The sequence below is a fragment of the Actinoplanes sp. NPDC049802 genome, assembly GCF_040656595.1.
GTDB lineage: Bacteria > Actinomycetota > Actinomycetes > Mycobacteriales > Micromonosporaceae > Actinoplanes.
On record NZ_JBFAMR010000047.1, the window covers coordinates 62,917 to 64,356 of the forward strand.

The following is a 1,440-nucleotide window of genomic DNA, read 5'->3' on the forward strand; positions in this document are numbered from 1 at the left end:
GTCGACCGTCGCGCGTCGACCGTCGCGCGCCGACCGTCGCGCGCCGACCGTCGCGCGCCCACCGTCGCGCGCCCACCGTCGGTGTCGACCGTCGCCGCTGGCAGCCCGTTGCGGCGGTCTCGTCGTGCGGTCTCGGGTCGATCTCGAACCGAGCACCCGCCACCCGGGTACACCCTCGTGTTCGCCACGACGAAGGGAGACCCAATGGACCAGGCCAGCACGGTGAACGCCCGGAACATCCACGTGGAGCGGGCCACCCGGCTCCTGTTCGCCACCTATCTGCTGGCGCTGGTGGTCGCCGCCGTCGCGGAGCTGACCGGCCGGTTCCATCTCACCATCGAGGCCTGGGGCTATCTGATCATCCCGGCCGTCGGGCTCGCGCACAACGTGTGGACTCTCGCGCGATCCCGCCGCGCCACCGACCCGCTGGACCGGGACAGGTTCTTCAAAGAAGGCGCCATGGGCGTCGTCGTCACCCTGATCTACCTCGGAAGTACCCTCTACATCTGGATGGAGGCACCCGCCGTCTTCACCGGAGTGTGAGCTGACCCCGGTTCACGTCCGCGACGGGATCGCCCGCACAACAACCGTGTCCCGGACAGAGCAATGATCCACTCCGGCTGGCCGTGAGTGCTAACCCTGCTGGCAAAATCCCTCGCCCTCGCCCTCGCCCTCGCCGGCCAGGTGGGCGCGCACAGCGCACCGATCGTGTGCCCGGACCACCGCTGTGACACCCGTGAACGACCACGCAGAGCCTTACGTGCGCGCCGGCCGGCACCTACCGGCCGCGGGAAGGCAGAAGAACAATCGGCCATCAGCATCAGAGCTGATCCTGCTGGCTTGTCAATAGAGGCTCGCTACCAGCGTATATCCGGTTCGTCCCGCTTTGCCAGGCTTCACGACGCGGGTGCGGGGTAGCGGAAACCGGACCTGGATCAGGGGCTCGATGACCGGCGACGGCGACGGCGACGGCGATCGGTGGTCGGTGGTCGAAGACCGGTGAAGATCCGTCCGTTGCGGTGGTTGCGCATGTGGACGGCATTGCGTGGACGGTGCTCGTTGCTGGGCAAGACCGGCGAAGTGACCCGGTCGGCCGCGGTGGCTCCTCGGCGACCGCTGCTGACGCTGCCCCGTGAACTCCAGCGTGTGGCACCGGTCGGCCGTCGCACGGTACCACCGCCAGGTTCGCCGGCTGGCAGTGCACGCGGAGACGAATCCCCGTCCGGGGAGAACGGGACACGGATCTCGGCTATCGGTGTTCCAGAGACGTGACACCCGCAACGGGTGTTTTCACACCCACTGCGGGTGTCGCGTTCTCCGAGCACACATCGCTCTGCACGCCGGCCTGGGCTTGACCCGTTTCGACGGACAGGGTCGATGAGTTGATCTTCAGGCTACCTTGAGCGCGGGTAGCAGGCTGATGACGGTGCCGCCTTCGTA

1 protein-coding gene is annotated in these 1,440 nt (G+C 67.8%); it reads left to right on the forward strand.

Annotated features, from left to right (window positions below):
• The first annotated feature begins 204 nt into the window (after positions 1-204).
• Entirely contained in the window at positions 205-543 is a 339-nt protein-coding gene (locus tag AB0I88_RS27750) for a hypothetical protein (RefSeq protein ID WP_361030680.1), read from the forward strand.
• The last annotated feature ends 897 nt before the right edge of the window (positions 544-1,440 follow it).